Source organism: Bradyrhizobium sp. HKCCYLRH3059, assembly GCF_051168035.1.
GTDB lineage: Bacteria > Pseudomonadota > Alphaproteobacteria > Rhizobiales > Xanthobacteraceae > Bradyrhizobium.
In genome coordinates this window covers 522254-539190 of record NZ_JBNPUF010000006.1, presented here as the reverse complement: position 1 = coordinate 539190, position 16937 = coordinate 522254, and the positions used below count along the sequence as shown (strand labels likewise).

The window sequence follows — 16937 nt, the reverse complement described above, 5'->3', positions numbered from 1 at the left end:
AATGCCCATTTCCTATTTCAGAACAAAAGATTTCGATCGATCGCTTAGCTCAGCGACACAAGCCGGCGGTAGAAGCCAAAAGATCGCGAACAAGGTGAAGGCGATCTTGGGCGGCATCGCCTATCCAGATCCTTTCACCGGATATCCCGTTACCAATCACGGCGAGACCCGACTTCCAAGCTGTGTAAAATACGATCTCGGTGACGGATGGCGATTGGTTACCCAACAAACTAACAACGCTTGTTTCTTCCTTTTCGTCGGCGACCATGAGGATGCAAACCGTTGGTTGAATGGTCACAAGAATCAGCTGTTCGGGATTAAGGATGGTAGGACCATCCTCGTTCCCGGCTTCGGTGGCGAAACCCTGGCCGCGACCCATCATATTGCAGATCACCAGTACCAGCCGCTAGTCGACCGTCTCGGAACCGATGAGATGGACTATCTCCTGGATGGAGTATCTCGGAGTATTGCTCGCCAGCTTGAGGCGTTGGACGGGCAAAGCACGTCTCAAAAAGTTGCCTCAATTGCAGCCTCCATCAAAGACGTACAGAAGGCAGAACTGGTGCAAGCCGTGTTCTCGTTACTATTGGCAGGCAACTATGATGGCGCCCAAGCTCGCATTGGCCTCAGCATGGGACGCATCAAGAGCTTCGAGGATTGGGATCCGGCAGAGAGCATTGAGGTCCTTGATGGTGAAGATGTTCGAAGAATTCGGATCGGGTCTGCCGAATACGAGACGTGGCTGCGCACTTTCGAGAAGCAAAATGCCTGGTACGAGTGGTTCCTATATTTGCATCCAGAGCAAGAGAAGGTCGTCAATAAAGATTATCCTGGTGTTGCTCAGCTCTCTGGCGTCTCAGGTTCCGGCAAGACATGCGTCTGCGTGCGTCGCGCCCTCCGGCTCGCTCAGTCTGTCGGCTCGAATGTATTGGTGCTAACCCTCAACCGGAGCCTTGCCGGCTTGCTTACCTTGCTGATCGATGCTGCTTGCATTGATCCTGAGGTTCGATCACGCATCACCGTCGTTTCATTCTTTGAGCTTGCACAAAATCTATTGATCAAGTTTGAGCCCCAAAACGAGAAGCTGTACGCAGATGTGACGTGGAAACTTGGCGAGCACGTGGACGAGGTGTTTAGGGAATATTACCGCTGCTGGACCAACAACCGCGATGCAGAGGTATTGCTTCCGGTACATCGCATTATCACCGCGCGCGGGATCAGTGCGGAAACGTATATCCGCGAAGAGTTCGATTGGGTTCGGAGCGCAGTAGAGCCGCACAGCCGCGAAGACTATATAGCGATTGAACGAAAGGGCCGAAAATTCCCGATCATCGAGGAGCGGAGGAGGATGTGCTAACGGGACTGGCCGGCTGGGAGCGGAAAATGCGAAATGTCGGCGTTGTTGATTATCTCGGGCTAACCTCGGCTCTTAGCAATCATCTTTCCGACATCGCACCTGAGTACACAAACATTCTTGTCGATGAGGCTCAGGATTTCGGCACCACCGAGCTTGGAGTTGTAAGACGTCTGGTGCCATCTGGTTTGAATGATATTTTCCTCTGCGGCGACATCGCACAAACGATTCTGCCGAAACATCGGCTAATTGCAGAGGCCGGATTATCGCTGGTAACCCGAGAGCGGATCCGTCAAAACTACCGAAATTCGAGAGAGATACTGCGCGCTGCATACGACGTGCTCAAAAACAATCTGCATGAAGAAATCATTGGCGATGAAGACCTTGAGATCTTGGACCCGAAGTTTGCGAACTTTAGTGGGCCTATCCCAATGGCTCTCGCAGCGAACACGCTGGAGGAAGAGATCGCATATGCCTACAAATACGCCCAGACCCGTCTTAGCGACACCGCGAAATCCGCGTGCATCGCGTTCGCGGGCTTTTCGGCGCGAGATGTCGCGATGTTCGCGGAAAAGTACGGGGTGAGTGCGTTGGACGGGACCTACAATCCAACCCTGGTCCCCATCGTTTTTTGCGATCTTGAGCAGACCAAAGGATATGAGTTCGATACGCTGATCATCATTCAATGCGCGGATGGCGTGTTGCCGCCGCGTGACGCTCCCAAAGAAGAAGAGTTCCGCACCTCGTGCAAGCTCTACGTCGCGATGACCAGGGCAAGAAAGGAGCTCATCCTATCTTTTCACGGCGCCATTAGCTCCTGGATCAAGGCCGTTTCGACAACGATCGGTACCGGTTTTTGGAATGAATTCGAGGTCCTGGATCCGCAATTGATGCGTGGGATTCCGGACAGGCTCCCTGAATGCGAGCCGACTAGAGAGCTTGAAGATACAGGAGGTCTTACGGGCCGAGAGTTCATCTATACTTCTCAAGCGATCGGCCTCTCTTCGGATGCCCAGGATAAGCTCATTGAGGTAGTCGATGGGCGTGGTCTACGAGCAGCCGGTACCGGTGCCAGATTGAAATGGCCTGATATGAAATCGTTCTTCGAGGACTTGCGAGCCAGCAGACGAAGCGACCGGATTATCGGTTCAACCGTTGCCGACGAGCTAAGGCGGTTAACGTCTTAATACAGCCCGATCCTTCATCCACGAGCACGCCGAAGAGTCGATCGTATGTGGTCGTAGTGGCCTAATGTACCAAATTTTTGGCGCTCTCCGTAAGACCGTCAGCCGCGGGTTGAAGGTGGATGTGCCCAAACTCTTCGGGAGACGGAAGGTGAACGCTGACATCCCGGCAGACAAGGACGTCCTAAGCTTTGGGTCGGCGCACAATCCTGCGGTGTGGGAAAAGCATAGGTCGTTACTTTCCGACCCCCCGGGGCTAGATGCGGTGTTGCAGGTAATTCGGTCAAAAGCTGGGAAGGTGTCCCGCGGTGATATTTTTCATATCGTTGACGCCAACAGTAAGCTTGCCGCTATCGCCGCGATTGTTTGGGGCTTTCCTCGTGGCAGCCGGCCCGGAGGTGATTGGAAAAGTTTTGCGCATGCTTTCGAGGTTTCGTCTCAATTTGTTGTCCTGCTCGAAGAACTAAGGGGAAGCCTCGTTCCAGGTTCCGAGGGAATAGCACGTCTGAACGAAATTGTCGCGGGGGTAGGGTACGCTACTACAACGAAGATCGCCTACTTCTCCCGGATTGTTTTCCGCGAGGGGCCGGCGTTGATCTTGGATTCGAATGTCATTAAGGCGATCACAGCTCCAAACAGCCGTTGGACCGCCAATTTCCCGCGAACTCGCGCAATCCTTGGGTCGTCAAACTTCAACTCAAAAGCACTTACGTCGTACGGCGTCTATATAGAAGAAGCCGCACGCTGCGCAGCGAGAATGGGCGCACTGCCGCACTCTGTCGAATTGGCATTGTTTCGAGAAGCCGTAAGGCCAGGTTCTTGGAGTTAGTACGCTGCTGGTCCACTTTAGCGTTTTTCCCCACAGTCCCGATGAGGGCGCAACGGCCTAGCCTGTTATCCGAAGCCACTGCATGACTTTGTTTGCGACACCGGGGGCTGCTTACTCTAGGGGGCGCGTTTCAAACGGCCCATCATCAAGAGTTGCGCGAGATCCAGATTCTGAACCTCCTCCGAATTGATGGACACCTGTAGTAGGCTCGAGGAGCCAGGAGGTGTCGGATGGAAGGACGTCAACGTCGGTCGTTTACGGACGACTACAAGCGGCAAGCGGTTGATCTCGTGGCGTCGAGTGGCCGCTCGATCGGATCGGTGGCCAAGGAACTTGGCCTGCGCGATTCCGTGTTGCGGCGCTGGGTGGAGTTGCGTGGGGCAGGCCGAGAGCCGACGGCGGCGGCGCGGCGCCCCACAACGCAGGCGACGCTGCCGTCGGCGGACCACGCGGCGGAGGTCGCTCGTCTGCAGCGAGAGAACGAGCGGCTGCGCATGGAGCGCGACATTTTAAAAAAGTCGATCGCGATCTTTGCTGGAGTTCCGAAATGAGATTTCGCTTCATCGAAGATCGCCGCACTGATTACCCGGTGAGGATCCTGTGCGAGGTGCTCGAAGTGTCGCCGGCCGGCTATTATGCCTGGCGCTCGCGCCCGGAAAGCCAGCGCTCGGCCGCCAATCGCGAACTTGTCGACGACATCAGACGGGTTCATCGCGACACCTGCGGACGCTATGGCAGCCCGCGTATCCATCGCGAGTTGAAGGATCTGGGCCGCGGGGCGAGCCGCGGCCGCATCGAGCGATTGATGCGCCATCACGGGATCAGGGCCATCATGGCCCGGCCACGGTGGGTGCGGACCACCGACGGCCGCCACGACCTTCCGATCGCCCCGAACCTGCTCGATCGCAACTTCGTCGCCACTGCGCCGAACCGGATCTGGCTCGCCGATATCACCTACATCGAGACCGATCAGGGTTGGCTCTATCTCGCCGTGGTGATGGACCTCTTCAGTCGCAAGATTGTCGGCTGGGCGATGGCGGATCATTTGCGAGCCGACCTGCCGTTGGCAGCCTTGCGGATGGCGATATCGGCGCAGCGACCTGCTGTCGGCCTGATCCACCATTCAGATCGCGGCGTTCAATATGCCTCGGCCGAGTATCGCAAGCTGTTGCAATCCGTCGGGTTCAAGCCGTCGATGAGCCGCAAGGCCGACTGCTATGATAACGCCCCGATGGAGAGCTTCTTCCATACGCTCAAAACCGAGCAGGTCTATCAAACACATTATGCAACCCGGGCAGAAGCCGCCCGTGACACCTTTGCTTATATCGAGGGCTTCTACAATCGGACCCGTCGTCACTCGGCGATCGGCTATATCAGCCCCGTCGAGATGGAACTAAAAGCAGCTTAACCCTGTCCATTTTTTCGGGGGAAGATCATTCCGCTCTCGCCGCGAGCCCACTGGGCAAAGCGGAAGCAGGGTAATCAATAGCCGTCATCGAGCGTCGGTGATCAGTGACGAGAGCGGCGCCGCCACAGCGCTTGATGGCGGAGATCGCCGTCGAAATCGTCGCTGTTACCGAACTGAACACCGGAGAGCTGAGTTCAGTAAGTAGAGTGGCGGGTGACGCCCAAGCGCCAGAGGATAGAAGCTATCGACCCGATCGAGCGGGGTGCATCCTAGCGCATGTGTAAGCCGACCGCATTGCCTCAGGAAAATCGGCTTCTTCTGGCGCCGTAATCCAAGCGCCAGCGAAGAAAAATCGTGGGGCGCAATGTGGGGTCATACTAGAACGGCGATAAATGCTTCAATGAAACCAATGGATTACGTCACCATTTGGCGGAAGGGGTGGGATTCGAACCCACGGTACCCTTGCGGGCACGCCGGTTTTCAAGACCGGTGCCTTAAACCACTCGGCCACCCTTCCATCCGGCGTCGTGTCCGGGACGTCGGCGACGTCCACGCCACGGCAGCGCGGTATCGACGCGATCCTTGTTTAGGGTGCGGGCTTGCGGCTCGTCAACGGCGCATTCACGCCTGCCCGGACGGCCTCAGCTCAAGGCCCGCGCTCACCTGAGCGCAAAAGCCATCAGGCCGGAGCACAAGATTGCGGTGCTCAGCGCTGCCAGGGCGAGAAAGCTCCCCGAGAGCAAGTCTTGGTGTCGCAACGCTTGATGTCGTAAATCTTGGTGTCGCATGGGCCACCTGCTGCGGCTGCGCTACCGGTCCGATCTCGCACCGGCCGGAGAAAACCGAGGGCCGGGCGATGAGCGGTCTGGATGATCTGCTGGTCGAAACTGCCAGCTTCAGGGATGCTCCTGAAGTGTCGTTATTGAAGCGGACGCAAACATCGACGCGGACGAGAGCCGACCATGGCGTCGGCTGTCCGATATGTCCGGACTCAGGCCCGCGAGCGGACGCCTTCAAACGCATGAGCAAGGAAGATCCCGGCGCCAACCAAGCCCATCACTGCCGTCATTGCTTCGATCATAGCGAACACACCCTGTTGCGCCCCACGTGAAGCAAACGACGTGCAGCCCTGCACAGTCAAAATGATTCAGGTCCCGGGAAATGAGAACACTCGTAGGTGAGGATTTCACGCAACATATGTGTCCAAAAAGGTGCACTCGCAACACGGAGGCACAGCGGAGGTGCACGCCTGGGCGGCCACCGTCCACGTCACAACCGCAGGAAAGCTCCGGTTAACCACGGCGGGGCCCACCCCATTTCCGCCGTCTTCGGGTTGCGTTATCCTTGTGCATTGAGTTGCGGGGATGCGACTCGGGGACAAGCCGGGACGCGCGGGCCTGATGGGAGGGCTCGGCTGCGACCGGCACATTGGTAATTGGGGTCGATGGGGATTGGTCAAACAGATCCGGTCGAGAGAGCGGTGCGCAGTGCCGTCGCCGTCCTCGCCTGCCTGATGGTCGCGAACTGCGCCTCGTCCAACAAATTCGCCAGCAAGGTCGATCCGAAATACGGCGTGTCGTCGAGCCCGCGCGTCGTCGGATTCGGCGAGCCGGTGCCGAAGGGCGGTGGCGTCTACCGCATCGGCAAGCCCTATACCGTCGCCGGCAAGACCTATGTTCCCGAGGAGGATACCAACTATCGCGCCGAGGGCATGGCCTCCTGGTATGGCGATGATTTTCACGGCCGGCTGACCGCCAATGGCGAGGTCTTCGACATGACGTCGCTGACGGCTGCCCATCCGACGCTGCCGCTGCCGAGCTACGCCCGCGTCACCAATCTCGCCAACGGCAAATCGCTCATCGTCCGCATCAATGATCGCGGCCCGTACCACGGCAACCGGCTGATCGACGTCTCCAACAAGGCGGCCGATCTGCTCGAGTTCAAGGGCAACGGCGTCGCCCGCGTCCGCGTCGAATATGTCGGCCGCGCCCCTCTCGAAGGGTCCGACGATACCCAGCTGATGGCAACCCTGCGCACCGGCATCCCGGCGCCGGCGCCTTCTCTCGTCCGCGTCGCCTCCGCCCGGCCGTTCGTTCCCGAGATCGGCGCAGGCCGCCCGATTCGCGGCGAGGTCCCGCTGCCCGAGGGGCGTCCCTACACGCTCGGCAACACCTCCGCCGACCTGGCATCGGTTGCCGCGACGTCGGAGATGTCGGCCTCCAGCCGGACCCGCGGACGGAGCCTCGAAAACCCGCGCGCGGTGTCCTACGATCAGGGCGGCCGATACGTGCCGTCATCGAGCGGCGCGGCGGACGGCGCTGACGAGGCCCGCGAGATCCTTGGCGGCCGCGGACTGTACTGATCTTCCATACGATCTCGCACGTCGAACCAACCGCCCCAGCCGGGGCGGTTTCGATTCGAGTGCGCCGCCAACGGCTATTGGGAATGCCTATTGGGCGCTGAACGGCACCCGCGCCTTGGCCGAAAACGTCCAGACGCGGGTGTTGCTGCCGATGCCGCCGAGCTCGGCACCGAGGCCGACACCGATGCCGCCGGCTGTCTGGATGCCGAGACCGCCGGTGGCGCGGGCCGACCAGCCTTGCAGCAGCGGCGTCGAGGCCAGCGCGCCGGCGGCAAGCGTGTTGGCATCCTCCCTGGTGAAGTAGTAGTCGCCGTACAGGCCGACGAACGGCGTCAGAAGAAGCCCGCTATCGAGCCAGACGACAGGGTAGGCGGCGCGCAGGCCCCCCGACGCGCGGCCGCTGGCGAAATCATTGGTGCCCTGCCGCGTGCCCAGCGAGTCCGTATAGGCGTTCTGGTGTTCCCACAATGCGTAGACCTTGGTGGACGGCTCCAGCACCAGGCCGGCCCATTTATACGTGCCGGTCAGACCGGTGGAAACCATCCAGCGCTGGCCGCTGAAATTGCCCTGGGCGGTTCCGGCACTGCCGTCATAGCCGATGCCGGAATAGGCCACGGCTGCATCGAAGCGCAGCGTGGGAATGATCTTCCAGCCGAGATAGGCGCCGGTGGTCCAGCCGTCGCCCTTCAGCTTCCCGTTGATGTCCTGCTGGGTGTAGCTGAAGGTCTCGTAGCCGCCGAGCACGCCGACGAGGAAGTTCGGCGCGGCGCGGTAGGTCAATCCCATCGTGGCGTTGAGCTGCTGGCCATAGATCGAGGCTTGGCTGGCCTGGGTGACGCCGCCGATGCTGGTGCTGCCCCAGCGGTCGACGCCAGAACCGCGCACATCGGCCCACAGCAGCCACTCCTTCTGCTCGTGCCATTTCGGCGCGGCCTGCTTCCTGTCGCCGCGATCGATGGCCGCGAACGCATCGTCGATCCGGCCGCGACCACGTCCACGTGGCTGGGACGCGCCCGGCAGCAGCGAGGAATAGGCGTTGCTGTCGCCGCTGCCGGCGCGGTCGCCGGCCGGGGAGCGCTCGTCCTGATCGCGCGGATCGGCCGAGAAGTTGAAGCGCATGCGGGCATTGCCGGGCGTCAGGAACGAACCGCCATCGTTGAAGCCGTCGGCGATGGCGTCATCGATCGCGCCGGAGATCGCCTGCCCGGAATTCTGCGCGACCAGCTTGCTCACGGTCTGCTGCAGCGAGCGCAGCCGAACGCTGTCGACCGGCACGTTGACGGTCTGGGCAAGGCCGGGCGAGGTGCTCGCCGTGAACAGCGTGGTGCCGGCATAGCTCGCCGTGATCGTGTGGCTGCCGACCGCGAGCGTCGAGGTGGCGAACGTCGCAACGCCGCCCGCCAGCGTCGCCGTGCCGATCGGCGTGCCATTGTCGTTGAAGGTGACCGTTCCGGTCGGGGTGCCGCCCGACGCTGAAACCGTGGCCGTGAAGGTCACGGGCTGCCCGAACTGGCTCGGGTTCTGCGACGAGGTCAGCGCGACCGTCGTGACCAATTGGCCCACCGACAGATTGAAGGTGGCATTGGCCGAGGCACTGTTGGTGTCGGTCACGCTCACCGTATACGTGGTCATTGCCGCCGGAACCGTCGGCGTGCCGGTGATCTGGCCATTGCTCGTGTTGAAGCTCAAGCCGGCCGGCAGGGCCGGTGAAACGGCAAACACCAGCGTGCCCGTACCGCCCGAGCCCGTGACCGGCGTGAATGGCGTCACCGCCTGGTTGATCGGCAGCGAGCTGGACGGCACGGCCGTCGTGGCCGTCACCGCACCATTGATGGTCAGGCTGAATGTGTTGCTCGCGGTCGCGTTGGCGGCGTCGGTCACGGTCACGGTGAATGTCGTCGCCGCGCTGGTCACCGTGGGCGTTCCGGAGATGCTGCCGTTGGCCGCATTGAGGGACAGTCCCGCGGGGAGCGTCGGCGAGACGGAATAGGCGAGCGGCGCGGTGCCGCCGCCGCCCGTGACCGGCGTGAACGGCGTCACGGCGTGGTTCGCAGTCAGGGTGGTCGACGCGATCGCCTGGGTCGCGCTGACCGCGCCGTTCACCGCCAGGCTGAACGTATTGGTCGCCGTCGCAGTGTTGGCGTCGGTGACCGTGACCGTATAGGTCGTGGCGCCGCTGGTGGCCGTCGGCGTGCCCGTGATCGCACCCGAGGTCGTATTGAAGGCGAGCCCTGCGGGCAGCGCCGGCGCGATGCCGTAGCTCAGCGGCGAGGTGCCGCCGGCGCCGGTGATCGGTGTAAAGGAGGTCACCGCCGTGTTGACGGTCAATCCTTTGGACGCGATCGCCTGGGTCGCCGTCACGGCACCGTTGACGGCCAGGCTGAACGTGTTGCTGGCGCTGGCACTGTTGGCGTCGCTCACGGTGACCGTATAGGTCGCGGCCGTGCTGATCGCGGTTGGCGTGCCCGTGATGGCACCCGTCGAGGTGTTGAAGCTGAGCCCGGCGGGCAGTGTCGGTGCGATGCCATAGGTGAGCGGCGACGTGCCGCCGCCCCCGGTCACCGGGGTGAAGGATGTCGCGGCGACATTGACGGTCAGGGACTTGGCCGGGATCGACTGGGTGGCGCTGACAGCGCCGTTGACTGTCAGGCTGAAGGTGTTCGTGGCGGTCCCGTTGTTGGTGTCGGTGACGGTCACGGTGTACGTCGCGGTCGCCGCGCTCGTCGAAGGCGTGCCGGAGATCGCGCCCGTGGAGGCGCTGATGCTGAGGCCGGCCGGAAGGGACGGAGAGATCGAATATGTCAGTGTCCCCGTGCCGCCGCCACCGGTGACCGGGGTGAAGGCGGTGATGGCCTGGTTGGCGGTGAAGGTCCGCGAGGCGATCGCCTGCGTCGCGGTGACCGCGCTGTTCACCGTCAGGCTGAACGTATTGCTGGCCGTGGCAGTGTTGGCGTCGGTGACCGTGACCGTGTAGGTCGTAGCGCCGCTGGTCACGGTCGGTGTGCCGGTGATCGCGCCGGTCGAGGTGTTGAGCGTCAGGCCCGTCGGCAGCGCGGGGGCAACGCCGTAGGAGAGCGGCGGCGTGCCGCCCGATCCGGTCACCGGCGTGAACGACGTCGCTGCGGCATTCTGCGTCAGCGTCTTCGAGGCGATCGCCTGCGTCGCGCTCACCGGCCCATTGACGGTGAGCTGGAAGGTGTTGCTGGCGGTGCCGCCGTTGGAATCCGTCACCGTCACCGTGTAGGTGGTCGTGCTGCTGGTCACCGTCGGCGTGCCGCTGACCTGGCCGGTGCTGGTGTTGAAGCTGAGTCCGGTCGGCAAGGTCGGCGCGATGGCATAGGACCGCGGCGTTGTGCCGCCACCGCCGGTGACAGGGGTGAACGTCGTGATGGCCGTGTTCACGGTCACCGTGGCCGAGCTCACCGACTGCGTCGCGGTGACGGCGGTGTTCACCGTCAGGCTGAACGTATTGCTGGCTGTGGCACTGTTGGAATCGGTGACCGTCACCGTGTACGTGGTCGCGCCGCTGCTTGCGGTCGGCGTGCCCGTGATCGCGCCGCTGGAGGTGTTGAGCGAGAGGCCGGCGGGCAGCGCGGGCGCGATGCTGTAACTGAGCGACGGGGTGCCGCCGCCGCCGGTGACCGGCGTGAACGATGTCGCGGCCACATTCTGCGTCAGCGTCTTCGAAGCGACCGATTGGGTCGCGGTCACGGCCGAGTTGACTGTCAGACTGAACGTGTTCGAGGCGGTCGCGCTGTTCGCGTCGGTCACGGTCACGGTGTAGGTCGTGGCGCCGCTCGCGGCCGTCGGCGTGCCGGTGATCGCGCCGGTCGATGTGTTGAGCGTGAGACCGGTGGGCAGGGACGGTGACACGCTGTAGGTGTAGGCCGGGGTGCCGCCGCCGCCGGTGACCGGCGTGAAGTTGGTCGATGGTTGATTCTGCGTCAGCGTCTTGGAGGCAACGGACTGCGTGGCCGTCACCGCGCCGTTGACCGTGAGGCTGAAGGTATTGCTGGCGGTCGCGGAGTTGGCATCGGTGATCGTGACCGTGTAGGTGGTCGCGGCACTGGTGACCGTGGGCGTACCGGTGATGGCGCCCGTGGACGTGTTGAAGGACAGACCGGTCGGCAGCGTCGGGGCGATGCCATAGCTGAGCGGTGCGGTGCCGCCGGAGCCGGTGACCGGCGTGAAGGATGTCGCGGCGGTATTGACGGTCAGCGACTTCGACGCGATGGCCTGCGTCGCGGTCGGGCCGGGCAACGTGACGGTGATCGTGAACGAGGTGTTGGTGGTGCCGGCGCCGCTACAATTGCCGGCGGTGTGCGAGCAGTCGCTCGCATAAAAGAGCGTGATGTTCTCGGTTCCCGATCCGGACAGCGAATCGATCCGGATAGTGTATTCCGGCACCTGCGTGAAGTCGCCGCCGATCGGCACGGGAATCAGGGTGTAGGTCGCCTTGGCGCCGGTGTAGCTGAGATTGGTGTAGCTCAGGCCGCCCGCCGTCATCGGGAGATTGTTGAACGCATCAATCGGCGGGCTGTTGGTGCCATTCGAGTGTCCGTAGAGACCCCAGAGCACCACGTCGTTGGTGACGCACAGACCGACGGCATTGCCGGCGCCCGTTCCGTTGATGGTGATGCTGGTGCTGGTGGTCGAGCCGGTCGTGAAGTTACAGGCCGCCTGCGCGCCCACCATCGAGGCGAGCATCAAGGCAAGAACCACCGAAACAAAACCCAGCGCACGCCGCAGAGGCGTGCATGCCGCATGAAAATTCCGGCGCCAAGTCCCGGTTGACAATTTGGTCGTGCCCCTTACGGCCCCTCATTGGCTGAGAGTGCCGCTGAAAAAAATTGGTTCGAAGAAATTTTGGTAACGCAATCGTAACCTTGGAGAAGCAGCGCCTTCCGGGCAAGTCGATTCAACCAGACCGGGCACGACTTCTGCTTGGCGTTGCATAGCGGCAACAGCGCAATCTACGGAACTTTATTGTCTTGACGGATCCGAGCGACGCAACCTAGACTTCTCCTACAGGTTGTTTCTCACGCTCTCAAAAATTTCAATGCGGAGGCTGTTTGATCAAGCCGCCGCCATTCGTTTCAAAATGACATTGGGGAGAGACGCGCATGCCGTTGACGCCTGTGTTGGGGCAGATCATGCCTTTTGCGGGATCTCAGCCGCCGAGAGGGTGGGCGTTCTGCAACGGCGCGCTACTCGCCATCCAGACCAACCAGGCGCTGTTCTCACTGCTCGGCACCTATTACGGCGGCAACGGCGTGACGACATTCGCGCTGCCGGATCTGCGTGGCCGGGCCATCCTCGGATCGACGGGCAGCTCCGGTCAGTTTCCCGCAGGGATGGTCAGCGGCGAAACGACCGTGACGCTGACCCTCGCTCAGATGCCGGCTCACAATCACCTGGTGCAGGCCTCGACGACCAATGGTGCCGGCCGAAGCGCGGGTCCCACGAACAATCTGTTCGGGACCAATACGCTGCCGGCGGACGATCCCAAGAAGATCTTCGCGACCGCAGGATCGGGCGAGGTCCCGCTGGCCGTGGGCACGAACATTCCCGAGATCGGCGGCGGGCAGGCGCACAACAACATGCAGCCCTACCTCGTGATCAACTACCTGATCGCGATGCAGGGCGTCTTCCCCTCGCGCAACTGAGCGTCTTCGGATCGATCGAATCCCCCCAGTTCCGCGCCGCGCCTGCTCTCACGGCGCCCACGGCTCAATGAAAGGATGTCGGGATGTCAGACCCGTTTCTCGGTGAGATCAGGCTGTTCGCCTTTCCGCGCATACCGGACGGCTGGCTGGCCTGCGACGGCAGCTCGCTGTCCATTTCAAACTACGATGCGCTCTATACGATCCTCGGAACGACCTATGGCGGCGACGGCATCCAGACGTTCAACCTGCCCGATCTGCGCGGCCGCGTGCCGCTCGGGCAGGGCACGCCGCCCGGTGGCGCGACGTATGTGCTTGGCGAGGTCGCGGGCGAGGACGAGCACCTGCTGATCACGACCGAGTTGCCCGCGCATAGCCATGCCCTGCTGTCGTCGACGGTCACGGCCGACACGGCGATCCCCGGACCCACGGTCCATCTGGCGACCGCGTCCACCGGGAATCTCGATGCCCCCATCGCCGATGCCGGCACCTACTCGGTCATGGCGCCCTGCGTGGCCGCCGCGGGACAGAGCGTCCCGCACAACAACATCATGCCGACCGTCGTGGGCAACTACTGCATCTGCATCAACGGCGTCTATCCCTCGCCAGGCTGAGGCGTCGCGGTTCGACCGGCTTCATCGCACATTCTCGAGGAGAGACGACGTGTCTGATCCCTTTGTTGGCGAAATCCAGGCTTTTCCCTTCACTTTTGCAACCGGCGGCTTCAATAGTGCGTGGTTGCCGTGCTTCGGCCAGCTGCTTCCAATTCAGCAATACACGCCGTTGTTCGCCTTGATCGGCACCTATTTCGGCGGCAACGGCACGACCAACTTCCAGCTCCCCAATCTGAGCGGCGCGATCACCAACGGCCAAGGCGACGGACCCGGCCTGCAGCCCCGCGTGATCGGCGAGATGATGGGCAGCAGCACTGTCGGGCTGGTTTCGGCCGAAATGCCCGCGCACACGCATAACCTGCAGCTCGGCAGCAGGTCCGCGCCGAACGCGGCCCCCGGGCCGGGGACGCCCGGGACGATGGTGGCGATCGATCCCTCGTTCAACGGCTTCGTGGCGCCGCCGGCGAACGTCAACCTCGCTCCCAACGCGGTCACGACGTCCGGGCAGAGCATCCCGCACGACAACATGCAGCCGACCCAGGCACTGATCTGGTGCATCTGCTATGCGGGTATCTTCCCGTCGTTCAACAACTCCTGAGCCGAGCAGGCTCGGAGTGACGACCGGGAGCGAGATCGTCTCGCGGGATGTTCGCTTGCGGCTGCGGCCCGCCGAGACCGCCGACGAGCCGTTCCTGCGCGACCTATTTGGCTCCGTCAGAGGTGCGCAGCTCGCCGCGGCCGGTCTGCCGCCGGCGATGCTCGATCTCGTGCTGGCGCAGCAATATCGCGCCCAGGTCGCGGGCCACGCGGCGCAATGTCCGGCAGCGCAGTCGCTGATCATTCTCCGCGATGCCGCGCCGGTCGGGCGGCTGCTGCTCGACCGCGCGGCGTCGCGATGGCACGTGGTCGACCTCGCGCTGCTGCCGGGCGCGCGCAACGCCGGTGTCGGACGCGAGATCATGCAGGCGGTCGCAACGGCGGCACGGGAGCAGGGCGCCGACGTGCTCTCGCTCGCGGTCGCGACGACGAATGAGGACGCGATCCGGTTCTACGTGCGGCTGGGGTTCCGCGATGTGGCGGACGAGGCGATGGCGTCGCATCGCATGATGGAGCTGCCGCTCGCGCGCTAGCGAGCAGGAGCCACCTCGCGCAGGAACGCGATCAGCGCCGCATTCACCTCGGCAGAGCGTTCCTGCTGGATCCAGTGCCCGGCCCCCTCGATGATCAGCTTGCGCCGCAGATCCGGCAGAACTCGCGCCATGTCCTGGACGCGCTTGGCGCCGATCAGCCCGGTGACGACGGCGTCCGCGCTGCCGGCGATGAACAGCGACGGCTGGCGGATCTGCGCGTCCTGCCACGGCGCGGTGAGCTCCCAGTTGCGATCGATGTTGCGGTACCAGTTCAGGCCACCGCGGAAGCCGGAGGCGCCGTAAGCCGCGACGAACTCGGCGAGATCGTCCTCGCTCAGCCACGCAGGCAAAGGCAGATCGGGGGCGACGTCGCCGAGAAAGCCTTTGTCCGGTGCGACGAACAGCGACTGCGGATCGGAGAATCCGCGCGCCAGCATCGTGCGCATCGTCAGCGCCACGTCACGCTCGAGCTCGGCCTCCGCCACGCCGGGCGTTTGAAAATACTGCCAGTAGAAGTTCTCGATGCCGCCGGCACTGAGCGTGTCGAGCGGCCGGGCGCGACCGCGAAACGGGGGAGGGACGCTCAAGCCCGCGACGGCCGTGAACACGTCCGGCCGGAACAGCGCCGCATGCCAGGCCACCGGCGCGCCCCAGTCGTGGCCGATGATGACGGCCTGACGCTCGCCGAGCGCCCCGACCAGTCCGACCATGTCGCCGACCGTGTCGAAGATGGTATAGGCGCCGATATCCTCAGGCGCCTGCGAGCGGCCGAAGCCGCGCATGTCGGGCGCCACGACGCGATAGCCGGCGGCGGCGAGGGCCGGGATCTGGTGCCGCCACGAATAGGACAGTTCGGGCCAGCCGTGGCACAGCACCACGAGGGGGCCTTCGCCCTGTTCGCGCACGAACAGCTCGATTCCGTTGGCCTTGATGATCCGCGTCGATGACACTGTTTCCACCCTCGATCGCTCGAATTTCGAGTTGGCCGTGTTGATTGCCGGCGCTCGACCTATCGCACCGCGCGACGGGCCGTGCAAATCCACGGGACAGCGGACGCATCCGCGGGATTGCCGAGTTGTTTGCGTCCCCCGCAACTGCTAGAATCCCAGTGCGCTCCAGAGCTTAGCCGATGAATTTCATGACCTTACCGCTGCGCCGCTCCGGTTTCACGTCCGGACGGGCGACGCGTGCGCTCATCGCCTTGACGGTGGCGGTTGCCGTCGGCTGGAGCGGCGCGCTGTACGCCGCCAACCAGAGCGTCCAGGGCGCGCGCAAGGAGGATGGCGGCTTCGACGGCGATGCGCCGACCGCGATCCTGATCGAGGCCAACAGCGGCAGTGTGCTGTTCGAGAAGAACGCGGACGAGCTGCGGGCGCCCTCCAGCATGATGAAGCTGATGACCGCCGAGGTGGTGTTCAACGCCGTCAAGGAGGGCACGATCAAGCTCAACGACGAATACCGCATCAGCGAGAATGCTTGGCGCCGGGGCGGGGCGCCCTCCGGCACCTCGACGATGTTCGCCGCGCTCAACAGCAAGGTCTCGGTGAGCGACCTCCTGCATGGCGCGATCATCCAGAGCGGCAACGACGCCTGCATCGCGCTTGCCGAGGGCATGGCCGGCAACGAGAAGATCTTCGCCGCCGACTACATGACCAAGCGGGCGCGCGAGCTCGGCCTCACCAAATCGACCTTCGCCAATTCCAACGGGCTGCCCGATCCCGGCAACAAGATGACGGTGCGCGAGCTCGCCATGCTCGCCCGGCACATCATCCTGGATTTCCCGGAGTTCTATAAGATCTTCGGCGATAAGGAGTTCACCTGGAACAAGATCCGCCAGCAGAACCGCAACCCGCTCTTGAACGCGATGGAAGGCGCCGACGGCCTCAAGACGGGTTTCACCAAGGAAGGCGGCTACGGCATGGTCGGCTCGGCCGTGCAGAACGGCACGCGGCTGATCGTGGTCGTCAATGGCCTGGAAGATTCCGAGGACCGCGCCACAGAGGCCAAGAAGATGCTGGAATGGGGCTTCCGCAATTTCGAGACCCGTACCCTGTTCGCCGCGGAGCAGCCGATCGGCTACGCCAAGGTGTTCGGCGGCGAGAGCCGCTCGGTCAAGCTGTCGAGCCCGGTGCCGGTCAAGGTCATGGTGCAGAAGAACGGCGGCGACAAGCTGATCGCCCGCATCGTCTACAGCGGCCCGGTCAGGGCTCCCATCGAGCCCGGGCAGAAGGTCGGGGTTGTCAGGGTCTGGCGCGGCCCCAATATCGCCATGGAGGCCCCTGTCTATGCTGCGGAGGCGGTGAGCAGGGGATCCACGATGCGGCGTGCGATCGATGGGGTCAGCGAGCTCGTGATCGGGATGTTCCGCGCCGGGGCCGAGAAGCTCTAGAGAC

At 63.1% G+C, this 16937-nt stretch carries 12 protein-coding genes and 1 tRNA gene; 10 read left to right on the top strand and 3 right to left on the bottom strand.

What is annotated here, in order from left to right; all coding sequences use genetic code 11:
* Position 1: 1 nt before the first annotated feature.
* From ACQR13_RS21615 to ACQR13_RS21600, 4 genes are all read left to right on the top strand, one after another.
* On the top strand, positions 2–1357 hold the full coding sequence (locus ACQR13_RS21615; RefSeq protein WP_434863220.1) for a hypothetical protein: 1356 nt from the start codon (positions 2–4) through the stop codon (positions 1355–1357).
* Between the two features lie 26 nt (positions 1358–1383).
* A complete protein-coding gene (locus tag ACQR13_RS21610) occupies positions 1384–2541 on the top strand; it encodes a 3'-5' exonuclease (RefSeq protein WP_434863219.1) in 1158 nt (385 codons plus the stop codon).
* Between the two features lie 148 nt (positions 2542–2689).
* Entirely contained in the window at positions 2690–3367 is a 678-nt protein-coding gene (locus tag ACQR13_RS21605; protein ID WP_434863218.1) for a hypothetical protein, read from the top strand.
* A gap of 230 nt (positions 3368–3597) precedes the next feature.
* A protein-coding gene (locus ACQR13_RS21600) for an IS3 family transposase (protein ID WP_434863217.1) occupies positions 3598–4775 on the top strand; the annotation gives its coding sequence in 2 pieces (ribosomal slippage) (positions 3598–3912 and positions 3915–4775; 1176 coding nt in all).
* A 427-nt stretch (positions 4776–5202) separates the two neighbouring features.
* Here ACQR13_RS21600 and ACQR13_RS21595 read toward each other — a convergent pair.
* Positions 5203–5292, bottom strand: a tRNA-Ser gene (locus ACQR13_RS21595).
* A 927-nt stretch (positions 5293–6219) separates the two neighbouring features.
* Here ACQR13_RS21595 and ACQR13_RS21590 point away from each other — a divergent pair.
* Complete coding sequence (locus ACQR13_RS21590) at positions 6220–7137, top strand: septal ring lytic transglycosylase RlpA family protein (RefSeq protein ID WP_315751571.1); 918 nt, start codon at positions 6220–6222, stop codon at positions 7135–7137.
* An 87-nt stretch (positions 7138–7224) separates the two neighbouring features.
* Here ACQR13_RS21590 and ACQR13_RS21585 read toward each other — a convergent pair whose 3' ends face one another.
* Positions 7225–11859, bottom strand: coding sequence for a beta strand repeat-containing protein (locus tag ACQR13_RS21585; RefSeq protein WP_315751570.1), 4635 nt, complete (start codon positions 11857–11859; stop codon positions 7225–7227).
* 401 nt (positions 11860–12260) lie between these two features.
* Here ACQR13_RS21585 and ACQR13_RS21580 point away from each other — a divergent pair, with 401 nt between their 5' ends.
* The 4 genes from ACQR13_RS21580 to ACQR13_RS21565 all read left to right on the top strand — a co-directional run bounded on the left by ACQR13_RS21580 (position 12261) and on the right by ACQR13_RS21565 (position 14544).
* Positions 12261–12803 (top strand): phage tail protein, encoded by a 543-nt coding sequence (locus tag ACQR13_RS21580; protein ID WP_315751569.1) that lies wholly within the window; start codon positions 12261–12263, stop codon positions 12801–12803.
* Positions 12804–12886: 83 nt separating this feature from the next.
* The gene (locus ACQR13_RS21575) at positions 12887–13414 is read left to right on the top strand and encodes a phage tail protein (RefSeq protein WP_315751568.1); all 528 of its coding nucleotides are present in this window, start codon (positions 12887–12889) and stop codon (positions 13412–13414) included.
* Positions 13415–13463: 49 nt separating this feature from the next.
* A complete protein-coding gene (locus tag ACQR13_RS21570) occupies positions 13464–14012 on the top strand; it encodes a phage tail protein (RefSeq protein WP_315751567.1) in 549 nt (182 codons plus the stop codon).
* A 55-nt stretch (positions 14013–14067) separates the two neighbouring features.
* Positions 14068–14544 carry a GNAT family N-acetyltransferase gene (locus ACQR13_RS21565; protein WP_315711946.1) on the top strand — a complete coding sequence of 159 codons (477 nt, stop codon included), beginning with the start codon at positions 14068–14070 and terminating at the stop codon, positions 14542–14544.
* On the opposite strand, the gene ACQR13_RS21560 is transcribed toward ACQR13_RS21565, so the two are convergent.
* Positions 14541–15494: an alpha/beta fold hydrolase gene (locus tag ACQR13_RS21560; RefSeq protein WP_315751566.1), complete on the bottom strand. Its 954-nt coding sequence runs from the start codon at positions 15492–15494 to the stop codon at positions 14541–14543. The genes ACQR13_RS21565 and ACQR13_RS21560 overlap by 4 nt on opposite strands.
* A 179-nt stretch (positions 15495–15673) precedes the next feature.
* On the opposite strand from ACQR13_RS21560, the gene ACQR13_RS21555 reads away from it, so the two are divergent.
* Positions 15674–16933, top strand: a complete 1260-nt coding sequence (locus tag ACQR13_RS21555; protein WP_315827618.1) for a D-alanyl-D-alanine carboxypeptidase family protein — start codon at positions 15674–15676, stop codon at positions 16931–16933.
* Positions 16934–16937 lie beyond the last annotated feature (4 nt).